Below are 26,274 nucleotides of genomic sequence, written 5' to 3' on the forward strand. Positions count from 1 at the left end.
CCCTCCCCGCTCAGGACTCCTCGTGCACCGCGGGATCGCCGTCGAACAGGCGCCCGTCCGCGCGTCCGAGTGCGGTGATCGCGGCGACCTCCGCGTCGTCGAGCACGACGGCGGCGGCGGCGAGGTTCGCGGCCTGGTGCTCCGCGGACGACGCCTTCGGGATCGCGACCGTCTCCCTGGCCACGTGCCAGGCGAGGACGGTCTGCGCGGGCGTGATGTCGTGAGCGGCGGCCACCTCGCGGACGACGTCCTCGTCGAGGAGGGCCTGCGCACGCCCCAGCGGGCTCCAGGCCTCGGTGAGGATGCCGTGCTCCCGGTGGTAGGCCAGCTGCTCCTCCTGCGGGAAGTACGGGTGCACCTCGATCTGGTTCACGACCGGCCGGACCCCGGTCTCCCGTTCGATGCGCTCGAGATGCTCGGGGAGGAAGTTCGAGACGCCGATCTGGCGGACGACGCCCCGCGCCTGGGCGTCCACGAGCGCCTCCCACGCCTCGACGTACTCGTCCTGGCTCGGGTTCGGCCAGTGGATGAGGTGCAGGTCGGTCGCGTCGAGGCCGAGGCGGGAACGGCTCTCCTCGATGCTGGCGGTCGCCGTCGCGCGGGCATGGTGCCGTCCGGGGAGCTTCGTCGTCACGATGACCTCGGAGCGGGGGACGCCGGAGGCCGCGACGCCGCGCCCGACGGAGCCTTCGTTCTCGTAATTGAACGCGGAGTCCACGAGGCGGTATCCCGCACGGAGGGCCTGGGCGACCGCGTCGGCTCCGGCGTCGCCGTTCAGCCGATACGTGCCGAGGCCGAGTGCCGGCAGGGCGAAGCCGTTGTGGGCGCGGAAGGTGGGGACAGTGGTCATCGGTGCTCCTGGCGTTGGCGTGCCTCCAGCGTAGGGCGAGTTGGCGCGACACGGTCCTCCGCGCGATGCTGGCAGGCATGACCCTGATCGTCGCGCTCTCATGACGGAGCCCGCCCGCTGCCCCTGCGCCTCGGGGGATACGTTCGCCGCCTGCTGCGGACCGCTCCTCGATGGCGCTCCTGCCCCGACCGCCGAGCGGCTGATGCGCTCCCGGTACACCGCTTTCGTGCGGGAGGACGGGGCGTACCTGCTCCGCACCTGGCACCCGGAGACGCGACCGGAGACGATCACCTTCGAGGCGGACCTGGAGTGGCGGCGTCTGCTGATCGTGGACCGCGTGGCGGGCGGCCCGTTCGACACGGAGGGCGTGGTCGAGTTCGAGGCGTTCTGGCGGCAGGGCGGCACGCGCGGATCGCTGCACGAGCGCAGTCGCTTCGTCCGTGAGAACCGGACGTGGTTCTACGTGGACGGCGACATCCGGTGATGCGGCCCTCGGCCCGGCAGCGAGTAGATTTGAGAGCGTGAACGCCACCCCGGAGAACCAGCGCACCCTGCTCGACATCGCGGACCTCGACCGGCGCATCGCGCAGGCGGAGCGCGCCCGCACGCAGCCGAGCCAGGCGGGCCGGATCGCCGAGCTCGTCGCCATTCGTCAGGAGCAGCTCCGCGAGCTCACGGTCCTGACCGGCGCCAGGGACGACGCCCGCACCGAGCTCTCGCGGCTGGAATCGGACGTCGCGCTGGCCGAGCAGCGGCGCGACCGCGACGCCCAGCGCCTCGCGGCGGCCACCAACCCGAAGGAGGCGCAGGCGCTGGAGCACGAGCTCGCCAGCCTCGCCAAGCGTCTGAGCGACCTGGAGGACGCGGGGCTCGACGTCATGGGCCGAGTCGAGGAAGCCGACGCCGCCGTGGCCGCCCAGCAGGCGCTGCTGGATGCGACGACCGCGGAGGGGAGTGCCCTCACCGCGCAGGGCAAGGCCGACGTCGCCGCGGCGACCGACCTCGGCGCCCAGCTCGCCCGCGACCGGGAGGCGGTCGCCGCCACCGTTCCCGCGCCGCTTCTCGCGGAGTACGATCGCCGCGCCGCGAACAGCGCCGGAGCCGCGCTCCTCACCCGCGGAACCTGCGAAGGCTGCCGCATGATGCTGCCCGGCACCGATCTCAACGAGATCCGTCGCGCGCCCGAGGACGAGGTCGTCTCGTGCCCCGAGTGCGGCTGCATCCTCGTGCGCACCGAGGAGTCGGGACTCTCGTCATGAGCGCATCCGGCCTGCACCGCCCGTGACGGCGCCGGCGTCGGGCCCGGAGCGACGCCTCGCGCTGGTCGGCCTCGGTGCGGGGGAGTACGCCGCGATCGAGCTGGACGAACACGACGAGGAGCAGCAGCGCACGCTCCTGCCCGCGGCGGAACTCGCGGGATGGGTGGCCGCGGTCGAAGCCGCCGACGCCTCGCGGTGGATCATCCGCAGCGCGGCCGAGATCTACGCGCTGCTCCTGAGTGAAGGCGTCAGGATCACGCGCAGTCACGACCTCGTCCTCTGTCACGCGATCCTGCGCGACACGGCCATGGTGTCCACGCCGCTGGCGCCTGCCGCCGCATGGGAGCGCCGCGACCCGGTCGACACCACCCCCTCCCTGTTCGACGTCCTCGACGAGGAGTCCGGTGAGGACGCGGTCACCGCAGCACTCGAGCAGTACCGCGCGCAGCGGACCGTGATGGCGGAGGCGGCCGATGGACGCCTGACGCTGCTGTGCGCCGCAGAGTCGGCCGGCGGGCTGATCGCCGAGGAGATGCGCGTCGCGGGGCTCCCGTGGGACGCCGGGGTGCACGACGCGATCCTCACCGAGACCCTTGGCGCTCGTCCGGCTGCGGGCGGGCTGCCCCGACGGATGGTGGAGCGCGGCGACGAGGTGCGGGCGCTGCTCGACGACCCCACGCTGCACCTGGACAGTCAGCCGAAGCTGCTGCGGGCGCTGCACCGCGTGGGCGTGTCGGTGGAGTCCACGAGCAAGTGGGAGCTGTCGGCCCACGAGCACCCCGTGATCGAACCGCTCCTCGCCTACAAGAAGCTGTCTCGACTGCTCAGCGCGAACGGCTGGACCTGGCTGTCGGAATGGGTGCAGGACGGCCGCTTCCGCCCGGTGTACATCCCCGGGGGCGTCGTTACCGGACGGTGGGCATCGGCCGGCGGCGGCGCGCTGCAACTGCCGCGCAACCTCCGCCCCGCTGTGCGTGCGGATCCGGGCTGGGCCCTCGTCGTCGCGGACGTCGCCCAGCTCGAGCCGCGGATGCTCGCGGCCATGGCGGCCGACGAGGCGATGGCGGCCGCGGCACGCGGCGGCGATCTCTACGCGGGGGTCGTCGCGTCGGGTGCCGTCGCGACCCGCGAGGAGGCGAAGTACGCGGTTCTGGGAGCGATGTACGGCGCCACCAGCGGCGACAGCGGGCGACTCGTTCCCCGGCTGCGGAAGGTCTATCCCCGCGCCATGGCGCTCGTCGACGACGCGGCGCGTGTCGGGGAGGACGGCGGCATCGTGTCCACCTGGCTCGGTCGCTCCTCGCCGCGTCCGCCCACGGAGTGGATGCGGCTGCAGGCTGATGCCACGGGCGCCGACGCCGATCCTGCCGTGGTCTCCCTCGCCCGCCGCCGCGCACGGGAGTGGGGGCGCTTCACCCGGAACTTCGTCGTCCAGGGCACCGCGGCGGAGTGGTCGCTCATCTGGCTCGCCGAGATCCGTCACCGCCTGGCACAGCTTCCCGAGGTCTTCGGCGCGGCCGAGGCATCGGGGCCGTTCGCCCGGGAGCCGCACCTGGCGTTCTTCCTGCACGACGAGGTCATCCTGCACACACCGCAGGAGCACGCGGAGGCCGCGGCCGACGCCGTCCGCGAGGCCGCTGCCGTCGCCACCACCCGCCTGTTCGGCACCTTCCCGATCGACGTGCCGCTCGATCTGCGCATCGCGGACTCCGCCGAGAAGTGAGGCCCCGTAGACTGGAGGGGCGAATGGGTCGACTGGACGGTCGCGTGGCGGGAAACCGCACCGAGGAACGTCCGGGCTCCACAGGGCAGGGCGGTGGGTAACACCCACCCGGAGTGATCCGCGAGACAGTGCCACAGAGAGCAGACCGCCCCGCGAGGGGTAAGGGTGAAAGGGTGGTGTAAGAGACCACCGGGGGCCGTGGTGACACGGCCCGCCAGGTAAACCTCGCCCGGAGCAAGGTCAGACAGAGGATGATGACGCGGCCCGCCGAGTCCTCGGGTAGACCGCTGGAGCGGCACGGCAACGTGTCGCCGAGAGAGATGGCCGTCGAAGGGGCGAAGAACCCCGGAACAGAACCCGGCGTACAGGTCGGCCCATTCGCCTCGAACGCCGAAGGCCCCGATGACTCCCGTCATCGGGGCCTTCTCTCGTTGGGTCCCTGAGCCTGTCGAAGGGTCAGTCGCCGGCGAGCGAGGCGGCGCCGATGATGCCCGAGTTGTTGCGGTGGATCGCGGGGACGATCGGCGTCTTCAGGTCGAGCAGGGGCAGGAAGTCGCCTGCGTTCTTCGACACGCCGCCGCCGACCACGAACAGGTCGGGGCTGAACAGGAACTCGATGTGGGAGTAGAACGCCTGCAGGCGCTCGGCCCACTCCTCCCAGCTCAGGCCCTCGCGCTCGCGCGCCGAGGTGGCCGCATAGGTCTCGACGGACTCGTACTCGCGGAAGTTCAGGTGGCCGAGCTCCGTGTTCGGGAGCAGCACGCCGTCGTACAGGAACGCGGAGCCGATCCCGGTGCCGAGCGTGGTCAGGAGGGTGAAGCCGAGCACGTCGCGGGCGGCTCCGTGGCGGGCCTCCGCGACGCCCGCGGCGTCGGCGTCGTTCACGAAGACGATGTTGCGGCCGAGGCCGTCGCGGAAGAAGCGCTCGGCGTCGAAGTCGATCCACTCCTTCGAGACGTTCGCCGCGGACAGGGTCTTGCCGCGCTTGACGATCGCGGGGAACGCCACGCCGAGCGGCAGGGTCGACTCGTGGACGTCGAGCGTCTTCAGGACCGTCTGCACCGCGACGAGGACGTCTTCCGGTGCCGCGCCGGCCGGAGTGGGCACGCGCACCCGATCCGAGGCCATGGTGCCGTGTTCGAGGTCGACGATTCCCGCTTTGATGCCCGTGCCGCCGATGTCGACGCCGATCGCTTTTGCCATGGCCGATAGCTTAGCGACCACGGTGCACGCCAGTAGGATCGATGACATCACCCCAACCGCTCGCGGGAAGAAGGAGCAGCCATGACCGACGGCGATCACAAGTACTGGTACAACTCCGTCACGGGCGAGGTCGAGTTCGGCATGCTGTCGCCGTCCATCGACCGCATCGGCCCGTTCGACACCGAGGCCGAGGCGCGTCGCGCCCCCGAGGTGCTCAAGGAGCGGTCGCGTGCCTGGGCCGAGGAAGAAGCCGCGGAGCAGGGCTGGGACGCGAAGCCGTCCAGCGGCTTCGGTGCGGAGAAGGGCCAGGGCGCAGAGTAGCCATGGACAAGCAGAGGGACTTCGTCCTCCGGACGATCGAGGAGCGCGGCGTCAAGTTCGTGCGCCTGTGGTTCACCGACGTGATCGGCACGCTCAAGTCCGTCGCCATCGCGCCGGCCGAGGTCGAGGGCGCCTTCGCCGAGGGCATCGGGTTCGACGGCTCCGCGATCGAGGGGCTGACCCGCACGTACGAGTCCGATCTGCTCGCCCAGCCCGACCCGACGACCTTCCAGACGCTGCCGTGGCGCGGGGAGATCGACCCGACCGCGCGCATGTTCTGCGACCTCACCACGCCCGACGGACAGCCCGCGGTGGCCGATCCCCGTCACGTGCTGAAGCGGACGCTCGCGAAGGCCGCCGATGCGGGCTTCACGTTCTACACGCACCCGGAGATCGAGTTCTACCTGCTCAAGTCGTCGTCGTTCGGTCCTGAGGGGCCCGTCCCCGTCGACTCCGCCGGCTACTTCGACAACGTCCCCGGGGGCACGGCGCACGACTTCCGTCGCCGTTCGGTCCGCATGCTGGAGGACCTCGGCATCTCCGTGGAGTTCAGCCATCACGAGGGCGGCCCCGGCCAGAACGAGATCGACCTCCGCTACGCCGACGCCCTCACCACCGCAGACAACGTGATGACCTTCCGCACGGTCATCAAGGAGGTCGCGATCGAGCAGGGCGTGTACGCCACGTTCATGCCGAAGCCGCTCAGCGGCCAGCCCGGCAGCGGCATGCACACGCACATGTCGCTGTTCGAGGGCGATCAGAACGCGTTCTACGAGGAGGGTGCGAAGTACCAGCTCTCCAAGACGGGCCGTCACTTCATCGCGGGCCTGCTCAAGCACGCCAACGAGATCTCCGCCGTGACGAATCAGTTCGTCAACTCGTACAAGAGGCTCTGGGGCGGCGACGAGGCCCCGAGCTTCATCACGTGGGGGCACAACAACCGGTCCGCTCTCGTCCGCGTCCCGATGTACAAGCCGAACAAGGGGCAGTCCTCGCGCGTCGAGTACCGCGCGCTCGATTCCGCGGCGAACCCGTATCTCGCGTACGCGCTCATGCTCGCCGCCGGTCTCAAGGGCATCGAGGAGGAGTACGAGCTTCCGCCGGAGGCGGAGGACAACGTCTGGGCGCTGAGCGACGCCGAGCGCCGGGCGCTGGGCTACTCCGCCCTGCCCGCCAGCCTCGACCACGCCCTGGAGTACATGGAGGCCTCCGAGCTCGTCGCGGAGACGCTGGGGGAGCAGGTGTTCAACTACGTGCTGCTCAACAAGCGCAAGGAGTGGGAGGCGTACCGCGGCCAGGTCACGCCGCTGGAGCTGAAGAACAACCTCGAGCTCCTCTGAGCGCGGCATGGCTCGCCCCGACGCCTCCGTCTCGCTCTCGGCCCTCGCCCGGCTCGGGTTCGCTGAGCTGAGCGAGGCCGCGGCGTCGCTGGCGGAGCTCGAGAGCCTGCTCGGCGTGCCGCGCGCGATGCTGCTCGAGGCGGCCGTCGCGGCGGACCCGGATGCGGCGGTTCGCGGGATGCTGCGGGTCGCTCGACGAGACCCTGCCCCGCTGCGGGCGCTCGCGGACGACGAGGAGACGCGCCGGCGCGTCTGGCGCGTCTTCGGTGCCTCTGTAGGACTGGCGGAGTTCTTCCTGCGGCATCCCGACGAGCTGGACGTGCTGGCCGCACCGATCGACGTGCTCCCCACGGCGGACGTGTGGCGCGATCGCCTCCTCGCCGCCGTCGGGGCGGAGGACGGGTTCGCCGACGCGGCGGACGACGGGACGGTCGTGGCGCTCCGCGTCGCGTATCGGCGGAACCTCGCGGAGATCGCCGCCTTCGATCTCGGTCACTCGCGCCCCGAAGAGGTCGTCGCCGCGGTCGCCGCTTCCCTCGCGGATCTCGCCGGCGCCGCCCTCGAGGCCTCGCTCGCGATCGCCCGCACCCACCAGGCGCCGTCCGCCGGTCGGGACGCCGTCGCTGCCACTCAGCTGGCCGTGATCGGCATGGGGAAGGCCGGCGCGAGGGAGCTCAACTACGTCAGCGACGTCGACGTCATCTTCGTCGGCGGCACGGCGGATGAAGAGGCGCTTTCCGAGCCGCAGGCGATCGACATCGCCACGCGCCTGGCCAGGGACACCATGCGCAACCTCAGCGCCATCGAGGTCGAGCCGCCGCTCTGGGAGGTCGACGCGGCGCTGCGCCCGGAGGGCAAGCAGGGCGCCCTCGTGCGCTCCCTCGCGTCGCACGTCGCGTACTACGACCGGTGGGCGAAGAGCTGGGAGTTCCAGGCTCTGCTGAAGGCTCGTCCGCTGGCCGGCGACCCCGACCTGGGCGCTGCCTACATCGACGCGGTGCAGCCGCGCGTGTGGTCGAGTGCCGCCAGGGAGGAGTTCGTCGAGAGCGTCCAGCGCATGCGCGAGCGGGTCATGGAGCACATCGACCCGGAGGACGCCCCGTACCAGCTCAAGCTCGGCGCGGGCGGGCTGCGCGACATCGAGTTCACGGTGCAGCTCCTGCAGCTCGTACACGGTCTCACCGACGAGTCGCTGCGCACGCGTGGCACGCTGGAGAGCCTGGACGCCCTGGTCGCCGGCGGCTACATCGGCCGGGCGGATGCGGGCACCTTCGCGGACGACTATCGGGTGCTGCGGCTCATGGAGCACCGTCTGCAGTTGCGCGACCTCAGCCGCACCCACCTCATGCCCAAGACGCCGGCCGGCCTGCGCATCCTGGCGCGCAGCACGAAGCTGGCTGAGACGGGGGAGGGCGTCTGGGCGCGCTGGGAGAGCGTCCGCCGCGAGGTGCGCGACATCCACACCCGCCTCTTCTACCGGCCGCTGCTGAGCGCCGTGGCCGGACTGCCCGAGGAGGAGCGCACCCTCTCCGCGGAGCAGGCTCACGACCGGCTCGCCGCGATCGGGTTCCGCGACCCGGCGGGAGCGCTGCGCCACATCGGCGCGCTGACACGCGGACTCAGCCGCAAGGCGACGATCCAGCGGCACCTCATGCCCGTCATGGTGCGCTGGTTCGCGGACGGCAGCGACCCCGACTACGGCCTCCTCGCGTTCCGCCGCATCAGCGAGCGGCTGGGGGATACCTCGTGGTTCCTGCGCATGCTGCGGGACTCCTCCGGCGCGGCGGAGAGCCTCACCCGACTGCTGTCGTCCTCGCGGTACATCGGCGAGCTGCTGGAGTGGATCCCGGAGTCGGTGGCGTGGCTGGACAGCGCCGAGCGACTGCGTCCGCGGAGCGCGCAGGCGCTCGACGACGAGGCCCGAGCGATCCAGACGCGCCATGAGACGGTCGCCGACGCGTTGCGGGCCGTCCGGGCCCTGCGGCGTCGCGAGCTCCTGCGCACGGCGATGGCGGCCGTCCTCGACGTCGTCACCATCGAGGAGGTGGCCACCGCGCTCACCGACATCACGGACGCGACGATCCAGGCGGGCCTCCGCGCCGTCCTCCGCGAGGTCGTGCCTCCCGAGGACGCGGCGCTCGACTTCGCGGTCATCGGCATGGGGAGGTTCGGCGGTGCCGAGCTCGGCTTCGGCTCCGATGCCGACGTCCTGTACGTGTACGACGCGAACGGCGTCGACCCGGGCCGAGCGGAGAAGCTCGCGACGAGGATCGTGGCGGGACTCCGTGAACACCTCACCGATCATCGCCTCCCTCTCGACCTCGACGCGGGGCTGCGCCCCGAGGGGCGCAACGGTCCGATCGTGCGGTCGCTCGACGCCTACGCGGCCTACTACCGCCGCTGGTCGCTGTCGTGGGAGGCCCAGGCGCTGCTGCGGGCGCGTGGTGTCGCCGGGAGCACGAAGCTCATCGGGCGGTTCATGGAGCTCGCGGACAGCATCCGGTACCCGGAGGCGGTCGACCTCCAGGGCCTCAGGGAGATCAAGCGGATCAAGGCCCGCGTCGAGGGGGAGCGCCTGCCGCAGGGCACGGACCCGCGTCGTCACCTCAAGCTCGGGCCGGGGACTCTCAGCGACGTGGAGTGGCTCGTGCAGCTCCTCCAGCTTCAGCACGCGACCGACGTCCCGGGTCTCCGCACCACGTCCACGCTGCACGCGCTCGACGCCGCGGTCGCAGCCGGGCTCGTCGAGGAGGACGACGCCGAGCGCCTGCGGGCGGCCTGGCTGCTGTCGAGCCGTCTCCGTTCGGGCATCACCCTGCTCACGGGGCAGACGAGCGACGTCCTGCCTGCCGACCGCCGTCAGCTGGATGCCCTGGCCCGTCTGCTGGGCTATCCGCCCCGGTCGGCGACACCACTCGAGGAGGACTACCTGGCGGTCACGCGGCGCGCCCGGCGGACCTTCGAGCAGCTCTTCTACGGCTAGACGGCCGGTCGAGTTGCACGATCGCCCTCCGTCGCTCAGAGTGAGCGTATGACCTCTCCTCGCATCGGCGTGATCTGGAACCCGACGAAGTCCGACCGGGATGTCCTCGGGGAAGCGGTGACCCTCGCGTTCGGCGAGGAAGCCGATGTGCGCTGGGGGGAGACCACCCCGGACGACCCCGGGCGCGGCGTCGCGGCGAAGGCCGTGGAGGAGGGCTGCGCTCTCGTCATCGCGGTCGGCGGCGACGGCACGATCCGCGCCGTCGCGGAAGCTCTGGTCGGCACCGATGTCGCTCTCGGGATCGTGCCGCAGGGCACGGGCAATCTGCTCGCGCGCAACCTCGGTGTGCCGCTGGAGGGCGTGCTGCCGGCGCTCGAGCACATCCGCGACTCGGAGCCCCACCGCATCGACCTCGGCTGGGTGGAGTTCGACGGCGAGGAGCATGCCTTCTCCGTCATGGTCGGCTTCGGGGTCGACGCGCAGATGCTCGTGGAGACCAACGACGACCTCAAGGATCGCGCCGGCTGGCTCGCCTACGTCGAGGCGATGGGGCGCGCACTGGCCGGCACCGAGATGACGGACATCACGCTGCAGCTCGACGACCACGAGCCGGAGGAGGTGCGCGGGCACACGCTGCTCGTCGGCAACTGCGGCATGCTCCAGGGCGGCATCCGCCTGCTTCCGGACGCCGTCCTCGACGACGGCCTCCTCGACATGCTGCTCATCAGCTCCGACGGCGCGCTGCAGTGGCTCGACACCGTCCGCTCGGTCGTCTGGGACAACGGCATCCGTCGCATGATCGGGAACGTCGATCAGGCGGTCAGCACGGACTCCACCACCCACGTGTCGGCGGAGCGGATCCGCGTGCAGCTCGCCACGCCGCAGATGTTCGAGATCGACGGCGAGGAGGTCGGCGAGATCGACGCCTTCACCGTGCGCGTGCAGCCGGGCGCCGTCCTCGTCCGCTGATCAGGCGACGGTCACCGCGGGCGGCGTCTTCTTCCTGTCCTGGTTGGGGAAGACGACCTTCTGCACGATGATGATGATGCTCGCGGCCACCGGGATCGCGACGAGCGCACCCAGGATCCCGCCGAGCGCGCCACCGGCCACTGCGGCGATGACGACCAGTGCGCCCGGGACGTCGACGGCCTTGTTCATGATCCGCGGAGAGAGCACGTACGCCTCGATCTGCATGTAGATCAGGTAGTAGATGATCGCGATCAGCGCGGTCGTCGGGGAGACGAACAGGCAGATGAGCGAGATGATGATCGACGCCGAGAGGGTTCCGACGAGCGGGATCATCGAGCCGATAAAGGCGATCAGTGCGAGCAGCGCCGGCACCGGCGCTCCGATGATGGTCAGGAAGAGGAGGCTCAGGATGCCGTTGGTGAGCGCGAGGCTCGCCTGACCGATGACGTAGCGCCCGACGGCACTGGAGACGTCCTCCAGGAGCTCGCTGAACGTGTCGCGCTGGTACGCCGGGACGAACCGGGCAGCCACCCGCTTCATGCTGCGCAGCGACGCCATGAAGTAGAGCGTGAGGATGACCACGATCGTGATGCCCGTCAGGCCGCCGGCGATTCCGGCGCCGACGGCGAAGACACCGCCGCCGATGTCGAGGAAGTTGTCCGGGTTCTGCACGAAGCCGACCACGCCGTCGACGGCGTCCTTGATCGTGCCGCCGAACTGTCCGCTGACGTCCTGGAACCAGGCGCTGTTCGTGAAGTCCTCGATCATCTTCGGACCGTCTTTGATCAGGTTCCCGATCTGCTCCGCGAGGGTGGGGACGATGGCGAGGATGATCCCGGCGAAGGCGAGGAGAACCCCGATCACGACTACGGCGACCGCCGCCGGACGGGGGAGCTTGCGCTCGATGAACCGCACGATCGGATCGAGGCCGAGCGCCAGGAAGAGCGCGACGCCGATGTAGACCAGCACGGTGGCGAGCTGGCCGACGATGCCGCCGATCATGAGCGCGACGAGAACCCCGAGGGCACCGAGGAGACCGAACATGAACGGGTTCGCCCTGGCGCCAGCGACCACGCTCGACGGCGACCGTCGCTGCGCGGACACGCTGGGTGCCTGATCCGGCGGTGCGATCAACTTCTTGCGACGCATGGTCCCCTCCCTCTGTCGATACTCGACACTCGATCATCCTCCACCCGGTCCCGCGCGCTGCTCAGCGACACCCGCCGGCTCGGCGGGCGTCGGGAGCGTCGGATCAGTGGCTGCTGTTGCCCTTGCCGCTGTTGCCGGCGCTTTTGCCCTTGCCGTTGTTGCCGTCGCGGCCGGGGCTCTTGCCTCGGTTCTCCTGCGCCTGCGGTGCGGCGTTCTCGGGCAGGCTCTCCTCGGCGACCGACTCGGTGACCGATGCGGTCGGTGCCACCGGGGTCGCGGCCACCGGCTCGACGGCGACGGTCTCTGTCGGCTCCGAGTCGACGAGGGTGTCCGCGGGAGCCGGCTCGACCGGCACGAGGTCCTCGACGCCCTCGACGATCCTCGACGCGCCATCGGAGACGGCGCCCGAGCTGGCGAGAGCCTGCTCGCCGTGTCCGAGCAGTGCCGCGGAGCCGGTGGTCACCGCGCCGAGCACGACCACCGCGGCGATGAGGAGAGACTCGCGACGACGGCGCGTACGCCGTGCCGGGGACGCCGCGGGGTGCGCCGAGGCGGCGCGACGGCGGGCGCGAGCCTCGGCGCGCGTCCGGGGGAGGATGCTTGCGGTCGGCGCGGGAAGCGGCACGGTGACGTCTGTTGCCACCTCTTCGGTGCCGGGGAGATCGATCAGCCGGCGCAGTTCGCTCTCGACCTCCAGAGCGTGCGGTCGTGCGTCGGGGTCGATCGCCGTCATCGCGCTGAGCAGTGCGGCCCACTCCGAACCCAGTTCCGCCGGGATCTCCGGCGCGATGTGGAGACGGGCGAGGGCGGATTCGACGCTGAGGGTGGGGGCGAAGCCGGGCTTGCCGGTGAGGGCCTCCAACAGGACGAGACCGAGCGCGTAGATGTCGACCGCGGGACGGATATCGCCGTTCCGCAGCTGCTCGGGCGCCATGTAGGTCAGCGTCCCGAGGACGATGCCGGGAGTGGTGACGCGGGACATGTCGATGGCGCAGGCGATCCCGAAGTCGGCCAGCTTCGCGCTCCAGCGGCCGTTCGTGTCGAGAGGTGGGGTGAGCAGGACGTTCGAGGGCTTGATGTCGCGATGCACGATGCCGGCGCTGTGCACGGCGTGGAGGGCGGAGGCGATGTCCGCACCGATCGTGGCGATCTCGCGCGGAGTGACCGTCGCGCGGGCCATGCGCTTGCTCAGCGTCGGTCCGGGCACGTACTCCATCACGAGGTATTTCGGTCGTCCGGGCTCGAGGTGCGCGTCGAGGAGCGTGACCAGGCCCGGGTGGTTGAGACCCGCGAGGAGCGCCTTCTCCGAATGCACCCGCTCCACGGACACGATGGCATCGTCGGATTCGCGGAACATCTTCACCGCGACGGTGCGTTCGAGCGCGATGTCCTCCGCGCGGTACACGGTCGCCATCCCGCCCATGCCGACGGCCTCCGCCAGACGATAGCGGCCGTCCAGAAGCGCGGCGGTCGGCGGGGCTTCCTGGGTGATCACGGCGTCCTCCACTGGCGGGACCGGGTATCCCGACGATGTCTTCACCGTATCCGCGCAGAGAAAACACTGCGTTGGGGTTGACGTGGAGGCCGACACCTGCAACGGCGGGTCCACGGGGAGCTGAGAGACTGGTCGAATGGCAGGGATTCACCACGTGGAGGTCTGGGTCGCCGACCTCGTGTCGGCGCGAGCTGAGTGGGGGTGGCTGCTCGGTGCGGTGGGTTTCGTCCGCGCCAGCGCGTGGCCCGAGGGCGAGTCCTGGGAGGCGGGTGGCGCGTATGTCACCCTCACGACATCCCCGAATCTCAGCGGCAGTGAACACGATCGTCGCGCCCCGGGCGTGAACCATCTCGCCTTCGCTGCGGGCCCGCCGAGCCGAGTGGACGCGATCATCGCGGCGGCACCCGAGCACGGCTGGCGGCCGCTGTACGCGGAGCGCTACCCGCACGCCGGTGGGCCGGATCACTACGCCGGATGGCTGGAGAACTCCGCGGGGTTCAAGGCCGAGATCGTCGCCGAGGAGCGCTGACGCGGGCCCTGCCCGGAGCGCCGTTACCGCCAGAGGCGGGCGGCGTGCTGGCGGTCTCCAAGACTCTCATCGTTGCTCCGACAGCTCTTGGCTGAGGTCGAGCTCGCGGAGGACGTACGGCTGAGCGACGGTGTCGGTGAGGTAGTACGTGTAGAAGATGACCGCGGCTTCGTCTGCTGTGAACACCTCGTTCGGGAATACACGCACCGCACGGGTCTGACTGATCGGGATCAGCGTCGTCGTCCCGTCGACGGGCTCAGGGCGCCCGATCGTATAGAGGTGGCTCTTGCCGTCAGGTCCAAGAAGTCGGACTTCGACAGTAATGCCATCGGCTGATCCCGCCGCCTGGATGAAGGAGCCGGTCAGGTCTTCCGGCGTGACGAATCCCTTCTCAGGGTTCTCGGCTCGCCAGATGCTGCACGTGAACTTCGTTTCCCCGTCGAGGCGTCCCAACATGAAGCAGAGCTCGTCAGGGATGGGACGGTACGCGTCCGTGACGAATCCGTAGAGTCCCGAGGGAGAGGCCGAGGCGTGGGTGGGCTTGAACGTCAAGGCACAACCTGCGTTTCTACTCGTGTGACGACGATGTCTTCGCCGTCCGGTTTGGCGCGGGCGGGGGTTCCATCCCGAACCGTATGAGCGTCACTTCCAGAGGCGGGCGGCGGTGCTGGCGGTCTCCATGGAGATGGCGTTGGCGGTGATGAGTCGTCGATTGGCTTCGGCGAGGGCGGCCTTCATGCCGCGGATGGCGGTGTCCCAGTCGTGGTGGGCGCGGTCGTATGCGGCATGGGCCTCACCGGACCATGAGGATCGCAGCAGGGTGGCCTCCGCGTCGAGGCCATCGAGCGCGTCTTCGAATCGCCGGACGGTGAGAGCGAGACGCGCGACCGTGTCGCTAATGGCGTCGTGGCGGACCGCGACTCTCATCGTTCCTCCGACAGCTCCTGGCTGAGGTCGAGCTCGCGGAGGACGTACGGCTGAGCGACGGCGTCGGTGAGGTAGTACGTGTAGAAGATGACCGCGGCTTCGTCTGCTGTGAACACCTCGTTCGAGAACACGCGCACCGCACGGGTCTGACTGATCGGGATCAGCGTCGTCGTCCCGTCGACGGGCTCGGCACGCCCGACCGTATACAAGTGGCTCTCACCGTCAGGTCCAGGCAGTTTCACCTCCACCGTCATTGCGTCGGCAGAGCCTGCCGCCTGCATGAAGGTATCCCCGGCAGGCTCGCGGAAGCCCACGGTGCTGGAGGGATCGGATCCGGGCCAGATTATGTAGGTCAGCTTTCGCTCGCCGTCCAGGTGGCCCAGCATGAGCCTCAGATGCGCGGGAATGGGGCGGAAGCTGTCCGTGATCCAGCCGCGCTGCCCGCTGGGTGTTTCTTCGCCATGCGTAAATGGCGCTCTCATGGGACATCCCTGCTCTCTACTCGCGTGATGATGATGTCATCACCGTCTAGTTTGCCGCGCGCGGGCGTACCTGCGTTTACGGCATCGTCGAACTGGCGCTGGGTGCTCGATGCCCTGCCATACTCATCGATAGCCGAGCCGGACTTGACCTCGATTCCGGTATAGGTGTTCGACCCGTCATTATTCTTGACCAACCCGTCGTACGAGCGGCTCGCTTGCGGGGCGCCCTCATAGGTGACGTGAACTTTCCTTCGAATCACGTCGACCCCTGCCTCAGAGGCATACTCGTCGAGTCCGACTTTCTCCTTGTCGACCCAGGGCCTGATCTCCTGGCCATTCGCATAGCGCCCACCGGTGTCGCGCCCATCCCCGCGATCGACACCCTTGCGGGAGTCGGAGGCTCGGTCGGTTTCGCGGAACGACCGCCCGGTTGCATCGCCGATGAGTCCTGCACCGACGCCGGCGACGCCGATGCCTGCTGCGGCGATGGCGGGAGCGCCGGCGAGGGCACCGACGCCGGTCACCGTCAGGCCTGCGCCGCCGACAGCGAGTGCGGCGCCTCCGATGAAGGTCGCAGCCCCGCCGAGGAGTTCGAGGATGATGTCCGGGTGCTCCCAGAGCGTCTGCGCGGAGACGGCGAGCATGTCCATCGTGGCCTGGAACGGCTGCACGACAGCAAGGGTGAACACCGCCTCGGTGACGGCATGCTGGGCTGCGGTCGCGGCCTCAGCCTCGGTGAGCGGCATGCGCGCGGCCTCTGCAGCCTGGTCCAAGCGGACTGCGCAGTCCCGGGCGAAGACCTCCAGTGTCGCCCGGGCGTTGAACAGTACCTCTCTGGCCTGCTCATGCGCCGGACCGGACGGGTCGACGAACGGCACCTTCACCTCCGGGTGCCGTAGGCCCTGCCCGACCCGAAGCTCACGGACGTATGCGCGGTGCGCGGCCAGTGCCGTGGCGGCCTGCTGCTCGGCCTCGTCCCACAGGGTGATGGCGCGCGCGGCTTCCTCCTGCGCCCACTCCAGCGCATCCGCCCAGGTGAACAGGGCGTGAGCGCCCTCGCGGAGCCCGTCGCCGGCGTTCGACCAATGCAACAGCTGACGATCGAAGCGCGTCAGGTAGGCGTCGTAGGCCTCGCCCGTCCAGGTGCCCTCATCGTCGAGCGTCGCGAGCTGGTCGTGCACCCGTGCCGCAGCCACGCCGTGTGCCTTCCATGCCTCGGCCGTCGCCCTGACCTCGCCGGGGGAGCCGGGGATGAGGGCGGTGGCGGAGCCGGTCTGCCCGAGCTCCATCATTCTTCCCAGATCATCGCGTCGACCTCGGCCTTCGCGGCATCCGTCCCCTCGTCGAAGACCCGGGCCGTCGTCGCCAAACGCTCGGTGAACTCGTCGGAGTCCGTCACCCGGGCTGCGAGGCCCGCAGACCAGGCTTCGGCGAACCGCTCAGAGGCTGCGACCACCCACTCGTGGCCGGCGCTCGTCGACGGGGTGAGGTCGGTCGCCCCGATGTCTGCGACGATGCGCCGCGTCTTCGCCGCCATCGTCCGCAACACGTCCGTGTCGACCTCATAGTCCTGCGACATGCCGCCCTCTTCCTGCGAGCCCCCCGGCTGCGGGATCGAGCATAGGCGAAGACGGAGTCAGAAGACAGCGATATGTCTGGATCTGTGAATGAAATAACCTCGAATGAGTACGGAGGGGTAGGACTGCCGTCATCTCCCGGCCCCCGGACGGCGAAAGAGCCCGCCCCCAGATGGGGACGGGCTCTCTCGCGATCCGCGGTCGGCTCAGACGCCGAAGTACAGCTCGTACTCGAACGGGTGCGGGCGCTGAGCGATCGGCAGGATCTCGTTCTCGTACTTGTAGGAGATCCAGGTCTCGATGAGCTCCTCGGTGAACACGCCGCCCTCGAGGAGGAACTGGTGGTCGGCGCGGAGCGCCTCGAGGGAGTCCAGCAGGGAGTTCGGCACCTGCGGGATGTTCTTGGCCTCCTCGGGCGGAAGCTCGTAGAGGTCCTTGTCGACGGGCTCGTGCGGCTCGATGCGGTTCTTGATGCCGTCGAGGCCCGCCATGAGCTGCGCGGCGAAGGCGAGGTACGGGTTGCCCGAGGCGTCGGGGGCGCGGAACTCGATGCGCTTGGCCTTCGGGTTCGAGCCCGTGATCGGGATGCGGATCGCGGCGGAGCGGTTGCCGGCCGAGTAGACCAGGTTGACCGGAGCCTCGAAGCCCTTGACCAGACGGTGGTAGCTGTTCAGCGTCGGGTTGGTGAAGGCGAGCAGTGCCGGCGCGTGCGCCAGGATGCCGCCGATGTACCACCGCGCGATGTCGCTGAGCTGACCGTAGCCGGCCTCGTCGTAGAACAGCGGCTTGCCGTCGTTCCACAGCGACTGGTGGGTGTGCATACCCGAGCCGTTGTCGCCGTACAGCGGCTTCGGCATGAAGGTGGCGACCTTGCCCCACTCCTCGGCGGTGTTCTTGACGATGTACTTGAACTTCAGGATGTCGTCCGCCGCGTGCACCATGGTGTCGAAGCGGTAGTTGATCTCCTGCTGGCCGGCCGTTCCCACCTCGTGGTGGGAGCGCTCGAGGATGAAGCCCGCATCGATGAGCTTGAGGGTGATGTCGTCGCGCAGGTCGGCCGTCTTGTCGACCGGGCTGACGGGGAAGTAGCCGCCCTTGTAGGGGGTCTTGTTGGCGAGGTTTCCGCCCTCCTCCTCGCGGCCGGTGTTCCACGCGGCCTCCTCGGAGTCGACCTTGTAGAAGCTCTCGCCGGCGGTCACGGAGTAGCGCACGTCGTCGAAGATGTAGAACTCGGCCTCGGGGGCGAAGAACGCGGTGTCGGCGATGCCGGTGGAGGTGAGGTACTTCTCCGCCTTCTTCGCGACCTGACGCGGGTCCTTCGAGTAGATCTCGCCGGTGCGCGGGTTGTAGATGTCGAAGATCATCACGAGGGTGCTCGCCTCGCGGAAGGGGTCGATGTACGCCGTCGTCACATCCGGGATGAGCTGCATGTCCGACTCGTGGATGCTGGCGAAGCCGCGGATGGAGGAGCCGTCGAACAGCTGTCCGTCCGTGAAGAAGGCCTCGTCGACCGTCGCCGCAGGGATGTTGAAGTGCTGCTGCACACCAGGGAGGTCGGTGAAACGGATGTCAAGGAATTTGACGTCGTTCTCCTTGATGTAGGCCAGTACCTCGGACGAATCTTTGAACATGTACGACTCCTGTGATGCGGATCGATGGCTTCGGGGCCACTCTGCACAGTACGGACGGGGGATTTCTCCACGGTATCCGCTTTGTTTCGTCCGTGTTACAGCGTGAGCAGGATCAGAGGGCATCCACAGCCTCGGTAGGCTGGAGGGGTGACGGATGCTGTGAACACGTACCCCGGTGAGCGACTCGGACTCCCGGAGTCCGGACCGGGGAGCATCGGTCGCCCTGGACGTCGGATCGGGGCCCTCGCGATCGACTGGACGGCAGCTGTCATCCTCTCCGTCGCGTTCTTCCAGTACGACCCGTTCGCCACGCTGCTCATCTTCGGCGTGGTGCAGATCCTCTTCATCCCGACCGCGGGCGGCAGCCCCGGGCACCGCATCCTCGGCATGCGCGTCGTCCGTCTCGACGGCGGATGGGTCGGCCTGTGGCGCCCGATCGTGCGCACGCTGCTGCTCCTGATCGTGATCCCGGCCGTGGTGTGGGATCCGGATCAGCGTGGCCTGCACGACAAGGCCGTGGGAACGGTCCTCATCCGCGCCTGACGCTCAGGCGCGGCCGCGGTTGCGCCGACGTGCCTCACGGGGCGCGCGACCTCCGAGGAAGGAACGCGCCGGATCCACGACGTAGCCGCGACGCAGCGCTTCCCGGCCGATCAGCATGCGGAATCCCATCTCGTCCCGGTTGCTCAACGTGACCTCGGCCATCACCTCGCGGTCGACGAGCCGCATCATCAACTGCACGACGAGACGCTCCTGCGCGTGCCCGGACGAGCTCCGGACGGCCCGGCGATCGTGGATGGGGGACTCCACGACGACCGCGTCCTCCTGGCTGTCCTGCCAGGGCTTCACGCGGAAACGCACCCAGGCCTCGCCGTCGCGCTCGAACTCCTGGATGTCGAACGCGTGCAGGGACGAGGTGCGGGCGCCGGTGTCGATCTTGGCTTTGATCCAGTCGACGCCGAGATCGGGCAGGCTCACCCACTCGCGCCACCCCGTAAGGGTGTTTGAATGGGTAGACCTACTCACCTGATACATCCTGGCAGGAAATCCCCCGTGAAGATCGCAGTGCTGTCCCGTGCGCCGCAGGCGTACTCCACCCAACGCCTCCGCGCGGCCGCACTGCAGCGGGGCCACAACGTGAAGGTGCTCAACACGCTGCGCTTCGCGATCGACCTCACCTCCGATGAGCCCGACCTGCACTACCGGGGCCGGCAGCTCAGCGACTACGACGCGATCCTGCCCCGCATCGGCAACTCGATCACGTACTTCGGCACCGCCGTGGTGCGGCAGTTCGAGCAGATGGACGTCTACACCCCCAACACGGCGAACGGCATCTCGAGCGCGCGCGACAAGCTGCGGGCGAACCAGATCCTCTCCCGGCACAACATCGCGATGCCTCCGACGGCCTTCGTGCGCAACCGCGCCGACGTGCGACCGGCGATCGAGCGCGTCGGCGGCGCCCCCGTGGTGATCAAGCTGCTCGAGGGCACCCAGGGCATCGGCGTCATCCTCGCGCCTCAGGTGAAGGTGGCCGAGGCCATCATCGAGACGCTCCACTCCACCAAGCAGAACGTGCTCATCCAGAAGTTCATCGCTGAGAGCCGGGGGCGGGACATCCGCGCGCTCGTCGTCGGGGACCGCGTGGTCGCGGCCATGCGCCGCTCGGCGGCCGGAGACGAGTTCCGCTCCAACGTGCATCGTGGCGGCTCGGTCGAGGCGATCGAGCTCGACCCCGTCTACGAGCGGGCCGCCGTGCGCTCGGCCCAGATCATGGGCCTCCGTGTCGCCGGCGTGGACATGCTGGAGGGGGACGAGGGACCCCTGGTGATGGAGGTCAACTCCTCCCCGGGCCTGCAGGGCATCGAGACCGCGACCAAGCTCGACGTCGCGGGAGCGATCATCGACTACATCGCCGGTCAGGTCGCCTTCCCGGAGATCGACGTGCGGCAGCGCCTCACGGTCTCCACGGGCTACGGCGTCGCCGAGCTCATGGTCCACGGCGCCGCGGACCTCGTCGGCAAGACGCTGGGGGAGGCGGGCCTGTGGGAACGCGACATCACGGTGCTCACGCTGCACCGCGGGGTCAGCGTCATCCCGAACCCGCGCAAGCACGTGGTCCTCGAGGCCGACGACCGCCTGTTCTGCTTCGGCAAGCTCGATGAGATGCGCTCGATGATCCCCGAGCGTCGTCGCCGGCGGGCGAAGGTGCGCCGCCTCCCCAAGCAGCCGCTCTCGGAATGAGAGAAGCGCGGCCGCCCTCGATGAGGACGGCCGCGCTTCGCGGTTCCGGGGAGCGGGTCAGCGCGGACGCTGCGCCCGCACCTTCGTCGGGTCGATCCCCTTCGGGATGGGAAGCGACGACAGCGACTGCGACACCGAGTCGATGCGGCGGATGACGGCCGCCATGGTGGCCTTGTCGATGGCCTTCGGAAGCTTCTTGATGGTCTTCGCGAGGTCGGCGATCGGCACCTCGTCCTCGCCGTGCCCGACGTAGAGCACCGTGATCGGCACGCCGTGGGCGACGCGCTGCGCCCGGCTGCGCTCCTCGTTCACCAGTCGCGTGAGGCGTCCGCGGGCGCCCTCGCCGACGACGACGATGCCGCCGCGGCCGACCGTCCGGTACACGGCCTCCTGCGTCTTCGGGTTGATGCCCACCGGTGTCTCGGAGGCCTGCCACTGACGACCCAGGCTGGTGCTGAGCACGTGACCCGTCGCACCGGGCATGCCGTCGATCTTCGTGTACATGGCCGAGGTCGAAAGTCGGGTCATGAGGAAGAGGGCGCCGAGGACGCCGAGCATGAGGCCGGTGATGGCCCACAGGACGAGGGTCCACACCTGGAACGGCGGGATCAGGTAGCCGGCCAGGAGACCGAGGAGCACGCCGCCGATGAGGATCGCGGCCTGCGCCCAGGGGAGCCAGGGGTAGGCCTCGCGCGTGAACCGGAAGAGGGACTTGATCTGGGAGAAGAACCCAGGACGCTTTTCGGGTTCGGGAGCACGCTTTGCCATGGAGACCAGCCTACCGAGTCCGAGAGCCTTGCGATGCCGCCGTTCGCGTGCAGCGGAGAGGACGGCGCCTGATCTCTCCTGCACAGTCCGGCCCGGTTCCGGATCCCGTCCCGGAGCGGATGAACACGCGGACGGGACCGTGGCGATCGGTTGGGATGGGTCGCATGACAGATGAGCGTGAGAATCCGCCCTTCGACCAGGCCGTACTGCCGCAGGCTCATCGCACGATCCGGCTCCTGGATCCTGGGGAGGGACCCCTGGAGGGCGCTCTCGTCGCCTCGCCGGATGGTCCGGTCGTGCGCCGCGATGCGGAGGGCCTCACCGGATGGGCGGGGTGGCGGTACGCGGGGTCGCAGCACGTCGCCGCCCCTCTCGACGTCGTCCGTCGCGCGCGCGGACACGACGTGCTGCTTCCGTGGTGCACGGAGACTCTGCACGTCTTCCTGGAGCGGGCCGGTCGAGCGCGGGGAGGGCTGTCCTCGGGGGAGATCAGCACGGTCGTCGTGAGCATGCTGCGCGGGCTGAGCGAGCTGGGGCCGATGCCGGCCGCCGAGGTGCCGGGGGCCTGGTGGCTCACCGAACGCGGCCGTCCTGTCTTCGTGCCGGGAGCGGGCCAGGACGCGGCGTCGGCGGTCCTGGCAGTCCTGGATCGCCTGCACGCGGACTGCGCGGACAAGGCGCTGATCCGCGTCCTCGATCGCCTCCGGGAGCATCTCCGCACGGCTGCCGCGCAACGCCGTGTACCGCGACGGCTGCTCGAAGACGGGGAGCGGGAGCTGCTGGAGATCGCGGCGCCGCGGCCGCTGGAGTCTGCGACCGAGGATCAGACGGGTGCCTCCGTCGGCGCCGCCACGGCGCTCCGGCGCCTCCGAGCCGACTCCGCCACGCGCAGTCGGCTGCGGGAGACCGGCGTGCCGCGGGACCGTCTCCGCGTGCGCGAGCGAGCGACGGTCGTCGCCGCCCTTCGCGCCTTCCTCGACCACCTCTCCGGCCGAGCGCGCGCCCTCGTCCGCCCGCGCGAGGTCGCAGCGCCCCGAGGGACGGAGCGGCGGAGCACACGGCCCCGCCGGGCGCGGATCTTCGTCGTCGCCGGAGTCTGCGCGGCGGCTGTGCTCGTCGCCGGGTCGTTGTGGCCCAGCGGAGGAGAGGGTTCTGCGGTCGGAAGCCCCGATGCGGGTACGGCGACGACCGCGCGTCCGTCGACGTCGGATCCCGCGCACGAGACCTCGCGGGAACCCGCGCGGTCGCCGATGCCGTCGCCCACCGCGGGCGCCACGCCACCGGCGGTCGATGATCCGCTGGCCGCCCTGCCGGACGTGATCACGCGGATCGCGGAGTGCGAGTCGCGAGAGGATCCGGTGTGCGCGACGGCGATCGCGGGGGGAGCGCCGGCGATCAGGGCGGTCGCGGCAGAGCTCATCGGCGGTGACGACCCTGTGCTGGTGGATCGCTACGGAGACATCGCCGTGCTGGAGCTGTCGTCGTCGTCCGCGGCTCGAGAAGGCTCAGGCGCGGGGGCGATGATCGTCGTACTGGTGTGGGTGGACGAGAAATGGCTGGTCCGCGACGCGTATCGCGTCGCGGACCAGCCGAGGTGAGGGCGAAGCCGCCGGATCAGGCTCCGAGCTGACCGCTGAACTGCGCAGCCTCGAGGCGGGCCTTCACCGCACCGAGGAAGCGGGCCGCGTCGGCACCGTCGATGATGCGGTGGTCGTACGACAGAGCCAGGTACACGTAGGAGCGGACCGCGATCGCGTCGGTGCCGCCGACCTTGACCAGACCCGGGCGCTTGACGACCGTGCCGGTGCCGAGGATCGCCGACTGCGGCAGGAACACCACGGGGGTGTCGAACAGCGCGCCGCGCGAACCGGTGTTGGTCAGCGTGAACGTGCCGCCGGCGAGCTCGTCCGGCTTCAGCTTGTTGTCGCGCGTGCGCGCCGCGAGGTCGGCGATCTCGTGGGCGATCTCGGCGATGTTCTTCGAGGCCGCGTCGCGGAGCACCGGCGTGAGCAGACCGCGCTCGGTGTCGACCGCGATCGAGACGTTCTCGGAGGCCGGGTAGACGATCTGCTCGCCGTCGACCGTCGCGTTGATGATCGGGAAGGCCTGCAGGGCCTCCGCCGCCGCCAGCGCGAAGAACGGGAGGAAGGAGAGCTTGTCGCCCGTCTTCTCGAGGAAGGACGCCTTGACGCTGTCGCGGTACTCGGCGAGAGCGGTGACGTCGACCTCGACCACGGTGGTGAGCTGAGCGGTCTGCTGCATCGACTCGACCGCGCGCTTGGCGAGGACCTTGCGCAGGCGCGACATCGGCTGAGTGGTCCCGCGCAGCGGCGACACCTCGAGCGGTGCCGGAGCCGGTGCCGCGGCGGCGGCCGGTGCGGCGGTCGCCGTCTCGGCCGCCTTGAGGACATCCTCCTTGCGGATACGGCCTCCGACGCCGGTGCCCTTGACCGTGGCCAGATCCACGCCCTGCTGCGCAGCCAGACGGCGGACGAGCGGGGTCACGTAGAGGTTGTCGCTCTCGGTCGGCAGCGACAGCTTGGGAGCCTCGGTCTGCGCGGGCTGTGCCGGAGCAGCGGGCTGTGCGGGAGCAGCGGGCTGGGCCGGCGCGGCGGGGGCCTCGGCCTGCGGAGCGGGAGCAGCCGGAGTCTCGGGCTGTGCAGCCGGAGTCTCGGCCTGCGGGGCCGGCGCGGCGGGAGCCTCGGCCTGCGGAGCGGCAGGAGCCTCGGGCTGAGCCGCGGGAGCAGCACCGGAACCGACACGTGCCAGCACGGCGCCGACCTCGACGGTCTCGTCCTCGCCGGCGACGATCTCCTGCAGCACGCCGGCGACCGGCGACGGGATCTCGGTGTCGACCTTGTCGGTGGAGATCTCGAGGAGCGCCTCATCGACCTCGACCGAGTCGCCGACCTGCTTGAGCCACCGGGTGACGGTGCCCTCGGTGACGCTCTCGCCGAGTTCGGGGAGCACGATGTCGGTCGCGTCGCCGGACGGAGCCGCAGGGGCGGCCTCGGCGGGCGCGGACTCGGCGGGAGCCTGCGGCTCCGCTGCGGGAGCCGCGGCGGGCTCCGGAGCGGCGGGGGCGGCGGCTTCGGCCGGAGCTGCTTCGGCGGCGGCAGGGGCATCGCCGGCAGGGGCCGCGCCGCTGCCGTCACCGATGCGGGCCAGCAGAGCACCGACCTCGACGGTCTCGTCCTCGGCCACGAGGATCTCCTCGATCACGCCGGTGACGGGGGAGGGGATCTCGGTGTCGACCTTGTCGGTCGAGATCTCGAGCAGGCCCTCGTCCGCCTGGACGGTGTCTCCCACCTGCTTGAGCCAGCGGGTGACCGTACCCTCTGTGACGCTCTCACCGAGAGCGGGGAGGACCACGGATGTGCTCATGACTGAGTCTCCTTCAGAAGTTGTATGACGCTTGTCTAGCTTAGTGACTCGGGCACCGGTTGGTGCTCAGAGGGCGTGCAGGGGCTTTCCGGCCAGTGCGAGGAAGGCTTCGCCGAGGGCCTCGCTCTGGGTCGGGTGGGCGTGGATGAGCGGCGCGATGTCCTCCGGGTGGGCTTCCCACGCGACCGCGAGCTGCCCCTCCGTGATGAGCTCTCCGACGCGGTCGCCGAGGAGGTGCACACCGAGGACGGGTCCGTCCTTGAGGCGGACGACCTTGACGAGGCCACCCGTGCCGATGATCTCGCTCTTCCCGTTCCCCGCGAGGTTGTACTCGTAGGAGTGGACGGCGTCGGCACCGTGCGCGGCGACCGCCGCCTCCTCCGTCAGACCGACCGAGGCGACCTCGGGGCTGGAGTAGGTGACCTTCGGGATCTGCACGTCGGGCACGTTCACGGGGGAGAGACCCGCGATGCGCTCGGCGACCGCGATGCCCTGCTGGAACCCGCGGTGAGCGAGCTGGAGACCCGGGACGATGTCGCCGACCGCCCACACACCGGGGACATCGGTGCGGAGGTCGCCGTCCACCGTCACGAACCCGCGGTCCAGACGCACGCCGGCTTCCTCGAAGCCCAGGTCGGCGGTGGCGGGGCCGCGGCCGACGGCGACGAGGAGGTAGTCGGCGGTGAACTCCGTGCCGTCCTCCAGCGTGACGGTCACGGACGAGTCGTCCTGCGTGGCGCTCTGGAAGCGCACGCCGAGGGAGTACTGGATACCGCGGCGGCGGAACGCGCGCTCGAGCCCCTTGCTCATCGCGATGTCTTCGTTCGGGACGAGGTGGGGCAGGGCCTCCACGATCGTCACCTCGGCGCCGAAGGAGCGCCACACGCTCGCGAACTCGACGCCGATCACGCCGCCGCCCAGGATGAGCACGCGCTCGGGGATGACGTCCAGGGCGAGGGCCTGCTCGCTGGTCAGGATCCGGCCGCCGATCTCGAGCCCCGGCAGCGAGCGGCTGTAGGAGCCGGTGGCGAGGATCACGTCCGTGCCGACGTAGACGTCGTCGCCGACGCTCACGCTCCGGTCCGCGTTCAGGCGACCGAGTCCGGTGACCGTCGTGATCCCGCGCGCCTTCACGAGCCCCTCGAGACCCTTGTACTTCTTGGCGACGATGCCCTCGCGGTAGGTGCGCACCCCGGCGACGTCGATCCCGCCGAACGAGGCCGTGACTCCCACGGAGGAGGCGTCACGCACGTGGTCCGCCACCTCGGCGGCGTGCAGCAGCGCCTTCGTGGGGATGCACCCGCGGTGGAGGCATGTGCCTCCCACCTTGTCCTTCTCGATCAGTGCGACGGACTTGCCGAGCTCGCTCGCTCGCAGTGCCGCGGCGTACCCGCCGCTGCCGCCGCCCAGGACGACGATGTCGAAGGTGTGGGTTGTCATGGG

Annotated in this window: 25 protein-coding genes and 1 other RNA gene; 12 read left to right on the forward strand and 14 right to left on the reverse strand. The window is 69.9% G+C overall.

Annotated elements, in window-relative coordinates; translation table 11 throughout:
- Positions 1-10: 10 nt before the first annotated feature.
- A complete protein-coding gene (locus AB0300_RS04755; RefSeq protein ID WP_025103609.1) occupies positions 11-850 on the reverse strand; it encodes an aldo/keto reductase in 840 nt (279 codons plus the stop codon).
- Positions 851-950: 100 nt separating this feature from the next.
- Between AB0300_RS04755 and AB0300_RS04760 the strand changes: the two genes are divergently transcribed.
- From AB0300_RS04760 to rnpB, 4 genes are all read left to right on the forward strand, one after another.
- Positions 951-1,334 (forward strand): YchJ family metal-binding protein, encoded by a 384-nt coding sequence (locus tag AB0300_RS04760; RefSeq protein ID WP_366215558.1) that lies wholly within the window; start codon positions 951-953, stop codon positions 1,332-1,334.
- A gap of 37 nt (positions 1,335-1,371) precedes the next feature.
- Entirely contained in the window at positions 1,372-2,109 is a 738-nt protein-coding gene (locus AB0300_RS04765; protein WP_366215559.1) for a C4-type zinc ribbon domain-containing protein, read from the forward strand.
- Positions 2,110-2,131: 22 nt separating this feature from the next.
- Positions 2,132-3,832, forward strand: a complete 1,701-nt coding sequence (locus AB0300_RS04770) for a bifunctional 3'-5' exonuclease/DNA polymerase (RefSeq protein ID WP_366215560.1) — start codon at positions 2,132-2,134, stop codon at positions 3,830-3,832.
- A gap of 24 nt (positions 3,833-3,856) precedes the next feature.
- Positions 3,857-4,213: RNase P RNA component class A (gene rnpB, locus AB0300_RS04775), an RNA gene on the forward strand.
- Positions 4,214-4,288: 75 nt separating this feature from the next.
- Here the strand turns inward: rnpB and ppgK are convergent.
- Entirely contained in the window at positions 4,289-5,035 is a 747-nt protein-coding gene (gene ppgK / locus AB0300_RS04780) for a polyphosphate--glucose phosphotransferase (RefSeq protein ID WP_025103605.1), read from the reverse strand.
- Positions 5,036-5,116: 81 nt separating this feature from the next.
- Between ppgK and AB0300_RS04785 the strand changes: the two genes are divergently transcribed.
- Genes AB0300_RS04785 through AB0300_RS04800 form a run of 4 tightly spaced genes read left to right on the forward strand, consistent with a single transcriptional unit; the run spans position 5,117 to position 10,648 of the window.
- Positions 5,117-5,356, forward strand: a complete 240-nt coding sequence (locus AB0300_RS04785; RefSeq protein ID WP_025103604.1) for a hypothetical protein — start codon at positions 5,117-5,119, stop codon at positions 5,354-5,356.
- A 2-nt stretch (positions 5,357-5,358) separates the two neighbouring features.
- Positions 5,359-6,696, forward strand: coding sequence for a type I glutamate--ammonia ligase (gene glnA, locus AB0300_RS04790; RefSeq protein ID WP_025103603.1), 1,338 nt, complete (start codon positions 5,359-5,361; stop codon positions 6,694-6,696).
- 7 nt (positions 6,697-6,703) lie between these two features.
- The gene (locus AB0300_RS04795) at positions 6,704-9,679 is read left to right on the forward strand and encodes a bifunctional [glutamine synthetase] adenylyltransferase/[glutamine synthetase]-adenylyl-L-tyrosine phosphorylase (protein ID WP_366215561.1); all 2,976 of its coding nucleotides are present in this window, start codon (positions 6,704-6,706) and stop codon (positions 9,677-9,679) included.
- A gap of 48 nt (positions 9,680-9,727) precedes the next feature.
- Entirely contained in the window at positions 9,728-10,648 is a 921-nt protein-coding gene (locus AB0300_RS04800) for a diacylglycerol kinase family protein (RefSeq protein WP_025103601.1), read from the forward strand.
- Here AB0300_RS04800 and AB0300_RS04805 read toward each other — a convergent pair whose 3' ends face one another.
- Both AB0300_RS04805 and AB0300_RS04810 read right to left on the reverse strand, forming a co-directional pair.
- A complete protein-coding gene (locus AB0300_RS04805; RefSeq protein ID WP_366215562.1) occupies positions 10,649-11,797 on the reverse strand; it encodes an AI-2E family transporter in 1,149 nt (382 codons plus the stop codon).
- A gap of 103 nt (positions 11,798-11,900) precedes the next feature.
- Entirely contained in the window at positions 11,901-13,292 is a 1,392-nt protein-coding gene (locus AB0300_RS04810; protein WP_366215563.1) for a serine/threonine-protein kinase, read from the reverse strand.
- Between the two features lie 136 nt (positions 13,293-13,428).
- Between AB0300_RS04810 and AB0300_RS04815 the strand changes: the two genes are divergently transcribed.
- Positions 13,429-13,821 carry a VOC family protein gene (locus AB0300_RS04815; RefSeq protein WP_249521830.1) on the forward strand — a complete coding sequence of 131 codons (393 nt, stop codon included), beginning with the start codon at positions 13,429-13,431 and terminating at the stop codon, positions 13,819-13,821.
- 66 nt (positions 13,822-13,887) lie between these two features.
- Here AB0300_RS04815 and AB0300_RS04820 read toward each other — a convergent pair whose 3' ends face one another.
- The 6 genes from AB0300_RS04820 to glnA (AB0300_RS04845) form a co-directional block, all read right to left on the reverse strand.
- The gene (locus AB0300_RS04820; protein ID WP_126893106.1) at positions 13,888-14,373 is read right to left on the reverse strand and encodes a hypothetical protein; all 486 of its coding nucleotides are present in this window, start codon (positions 14,371-14,373) and stop codon (positions 13,888-13,890) included.
- A gap of 90 nt (positions 14,374-14,463) precedes the next feature.
- Positions 14,464-14,748: a WXG100 family type VII secretion target gene (locus AB0300_RS04825; protein ID WP_025103596.1), complete on the reverse strand. Its 285-nt coding sequence runs from the start codon at positions 14,746-14,748 to the stop codon at positions 14,464-14,466.
- Complete coding sequence (locus AB0300_RS04830; protein ID WP_025103595.1) at positions 14,745-15,134, reverse strand: hypothetical protein; 390 nt, start codon at positions 15,132-15,134, stop codon at positions 14,745-14,747. Before AB0300_RS04830 ends, AB0300_RS04825 begins: the two co-directional genes overlap by 4 nt.
- A gap of 92 nt (positions 15,135-15,226) precedes the next feature.
- Positions 15,227-16,522 (reverse strand): putative T7SS-secreted protein, encoded by a 1,296-nt coding sequence (locus AB0300_RS04835; protein WP_085607641.1) that lies wholly within the window; start codon positions 16,520-16,522, stop codon positions 15,227-15,229.
- Complete coding sequence (locus tag AB0300_RS04840; RefSeq protein WP_366215564.1) at positions 16,519-16,809, reverse strand: hypothetical protein; 291 nt, start codon at positions 16,807-16,809, stop codon at positions 16,519-16,521. The genes AB0300_RS04835 and AB0300_RS04840 overlap by 4 nt, the downstream gene beginning before the upstream one ends.
- A gap of 204 nt (positions 16,810-17,013) precedes the next feature.
- The gene (glnA, locus tag AB0300_RS04845; RefSeq protein ID WP_025103592.1) at positions 17,014-18,438 is read right to left on the reverse strand and encodes a type I glutamate--ammonia ligase; all 1,425 of its coding nucleotides are present in this window, start codon (positions 18,436-18,438) and stop codon (positions 17,014-17,016) included.
- Between the two features lie 147 nt (positions 18,439-18,585).
- On the opposite strand from glnA (AB0300_RS04845), the gene AB0300_RS04850 reads away from it, so the two are divergent.
- Positions 18,586-18,981: an RDD family protein gene (locus AB0300_RS04850; protein WP_025103591.1), complete on the forward strand. Its 396-nt coding sequence runs from the start codon at positions 18,586-18,588 to the stop codon at positions 18,979-18,981.
- Between the two features lie 3 nt (positions 18,982-18,984).
- On the opposite strand, the gene AB0300_RS04855 is transcribed toward AB0300_RS04850, so the two are convergent.
- The gene (locus AB0300_RS04855; RefSeq protein WP_366215565.1) at positions 18,985-19,473 is read right to left on the reverse strand and encodes an ATP-dependent zinc protease; all 489 of its coding nucleotides are present in this window, start codon (positions 19,471-19,473) and stop codon (positions 18,985-18,987) included.
- 18 nt (positions 19,474-19,491) lie between these two features.
- Here AB0300_RS04855 and AB0300_RS04860 point away from each other — a divergent pair, with 18 nt between their 5' ends.
- Positions 19,492-20,679, forward strand: a complete 1,188-nt coding sequence (locus tag AB0300_RS04860; protein WP_025103589.1) for a RimK family alpha-L-glutamate ligase — start codon at positions 19,492-19,494, stop codon at positions 20,677-20,679.
- Positions 20,680-20,736: 57 nt separating this feature from the next.
- On the opposite strand, the gene AB0300_RS04865 is transcribed toward AB0300_RS04860, so the two are convergent.
- Positions 20,737-21,447, reverse strand: a complete 711-nt coding sequence (locus AB0300_RS04865; protein ID WP_025103588.1) for a DUF4191 family protein — start codon at positions 21,445-21,447, stop codon at positions 20,737-20,739.
- Between the two features lie 164 nt (positions 21,448-21,611).
- On the opposite strand from AB0300_RS04865, the gene AB0300_RS04870 reads away from it, so the two are divergent.
- Positions 21,612-23,045 (forward strand): hypothetical protein, encoded by a 1,434-nt coding sequence (locus AB0300_RS04870; RefSeq protein ID WP_139833342.1) that lies wholly within the window; start codon positions 21,612-21,614, stop codon positions 23,043-23,045.
- Positions 23,046-23,061: 16 nt separating this feature from the next.
- Here AB0300_RS04870 and sucB read toward each other — a convergent pair whose 3' ends face one another.
- A complete protein-coding gene (sucB, locus tag AB0300_RS04875; protein WP_366215566.1) occupies positions 23,062-24,831 on the reverse strand; it encodes a 2-oxoglutarate dehydrogenase, E2 component, dihydrolipoamide succinyltransferase in 1,770 nt (589 codons plus the stop codon).
- A 66-nt stretch (positions 24,832-24,897) separates the two neighbouring features.
- Positions 24,898-26,271 (reverse strand): dihydrolipoyl dehydrogenase, encoded by a 1,374-nt coding sequence (lpdA, locus tag AB0300_RS04880; RefSeq protein ID WP_025103585.1) that lies wholly within the window; start codon positions 26,269-26,271, stop codon positions 24,898-24,900.
- Positions 26,272-26,274 lie beyond the last annotated feature (3 nt).

Origin of the sequence: Microbacterium sp. NPDC078814 (assembly GCF_040702645.1) — a bacterium.
In the GTDB taxonomy this organism is placed as follows: domain Bacteria; phylum Actinomycetota; class Actinomycetes; order Actinomycetales; family Microbacteriaceae; genus Microbacterium.

What these genes read in the sequence shown, in the direction of transcription:
- AB0300_RS04830 (WP_025103595.1), bottom strand. Translation starts at nt 15,134, where the DNA reads ATGCTGGGCCACCTGGACGGCGAGCGAAAGCTGACCTACATAATCTGG.
- AB0300_RS04755 (WP_025103609.1), bottom strand. Translation starts at nt 850, where the DNA reads ATGACCACTGTCCCCACCTTCCGCGCCCACAACGGCTTCGCCCTGCCG.
- AB0300_RS04855 (WP_366215565.1), bottom strand. Translation starts at nt 19,473, where the DNA reads ATGTATCAGGTGAGTAGGTCTACCCATTCAAACACCCTTACGGGGTGG.
- sucB (WP_366215566.1), bottom strand. Translation starts at nt 24,831, where the DNA reads ATGAGCACATCCGTGGTCCTCCCCGCTCTCGGTGAGAGCGTCACAGAG.
- glnA (WP_025103603.1), top strand. Translation starts at nt 5,359, where the DNA reads ATGGACAAGCAGAGGGACTTCGTCCTCCGGACGATCGAGGAGCGCGGC.
- AB0300_RS04815 (WP_249521830.1), top strand. Translation starts at nt 13,429, where the DNA reads ATGGCAGGGATTCACCACGTGGAGGTCTGGGTCGCCGACCTCGTGTCG.
- AB0300_RS04795 (WP_366215561.1), top strand. Translation starts at nt 6,704, where the DNA reads ATGGCTCGCCCCGACGCCTCCGTCTCGCTCTCGGCCCTCGCCCGGCTC.
- AB0300_RS04865 (WP_025103588.1), bottom strand. Translation starts at nt 21,447, where the DNA reads ATGGCAAAGCGTGCTCCCGAACCCGAAAAGCGTCCTGGGTTCTTCTCC.
- AB0300_RS04825 (WP_025103596.1), bottom strand. Translation starts at nt 14,748, where the DNA reads ATGAGAGTCGCGGTCCGCCACGACGCCATTAGCGACACGGTCGCGCGT.
- AB0300_RS04785 (WP_025103604.1), top strand. Translation starts at nt 5,117, where the DNA reads ATGACCGACGGCGATCACAAGTACTGGTACAACTCCGTCACGGGCGAG.
- AB0300_RS04800 (WP_025103601.1), top strand. Translation starts at nt 9,728, where the DNA reads ATGACCTCTCCTCGCATCGGCGTGATCTGGAACCCGACGAAGTCCGAC.
- AB0300_RS04870 (WP_139833342.1), top strand. Translation starts at nt 21,612, where the DNA reads ATGACAGATGAGCGTGAGAATCCGCCCTTCGACCAGGCCGTACTGCCG.
- AB0300_RS04760 (WP_366215558.1), top strand. Translation starts at nt 951, where the DNA reads ATGACGGAGCCCGCCCGCTGCCCCTGCGCCTCGGGGGATACGTTCGCC.
- ppgK (WP_025103605.1), bottom strand. Translation starts at nt 5,035, where the DNA reads ATGGCAAAAGCGATCGGCGTCGACATCGGCGGCACGGGCATCAAAGCG.
- AB0300_RS04805 (WP_366215562.1), bottom strand. Translation starts at nt 11,797, where the DNA reads ATGCGTCGCAAGAAGTTGATCGCACCGCCGGATCAGGCACCCAGCGTG.
- lpdA (WP_025103585.1), bottom strand. Translation starts at nt 26,271, where the DNA reads ATGACAACCCACACCTTCGACATCGTCGTCCTGGGCGGCGGCAGCGGC.
- AB0300_RS04835 (WP_085607641.1), bottom strand. Translation starts at nt 16,522, where the DNA reads ATGATGGAGCTCGGGCAGACCGGCTCCGCCACCGCCCTCATCCCCGGC.
- AB0300_RS04840 (WP_366215564.1), bottom strand. Translation starts at nt 16,809, where the DNA reads ATGTCGCAGGACTATGAGGTCGACACGGACGTGTTGCGGACGATGGCG.
- glnA (WP_025103592.1), bottom strand. Translation starts at nt 18,438, where the DNA reads ATGTTCAAAGATTCGTCCGAGGTACTGGCCTACATCAAGGAGAACGAC.